1 protein-coding gene is annotated in these 563 nt (G+C 47.4%); it reads left to right on the top strand.

From position 1 onward, the window contains the following. Nucleotides 1-563 (top strand): sugar phosphate nucleotidyltransferase (locus AB6735_RS28065; RefSeq protein ID WP_370999494.1); only part of this gene is annotated, 563 nt, incomplete at both ends.

Below are 563 nucleotides of genomic sequence, written 5' to 3'. Positions count from 1 at the left end.
TTGCAAGCGGCAGTTGCAACCGACAGTCTGATCACTCTGGGAATCAAACCATCGCGCCCGGATACGGGTTATGGTTATATCCAGTATACCGACCAGGCCATTAACCAGGATTTTCATAAAGTAAAAACATTTACCGAGAAACCTACGCTGGAGATAGCCAAAACCTTTATCCAGAGCGGCGATTTTTTATGGAATGCGGGCATCTTTGTTTGGTCGGCCAAGGCAATTGTAAAAGCTTTCGGGCGTCATCTGCCCGAGATGCATGAGATCTTTGCAGAAGCCCGGCCGGTGTATAATACTGAAGAGGAAAAGAACTATGTACATAAAGCTTACCAGCAATGTATCAACATCTCGATCGATTACGGGATCATGGAAAAGGCCGACAATGTGTATGTACTGCCATCGGCTTTTGGCTGGAGCGACCTGGGTACCTGGGCCTCGATCTATGACCTGGCCGAGAAGGACTATGTAGGCAACGTGGTGATCCCATCAGAAAAGGTGATCATGTATGATTCATCCAACTGTATGGTGAATGTACCGGGTGAAAAGCTGGTGATACTGCA

Origin of the sequence: Mucilaginibacter sp. RCC_168, assembly GCF_041355315.1 — a bacterium.
Classification (GTDB): Bacteria; Bacteroidota; Bacteroidia; order Sphingobacteriales; family Sphingobacteriaceae; genus Mucilaginibacter.
This window is presented reverse-complemented; position numbering and strand designations above follow the sequence as displayed.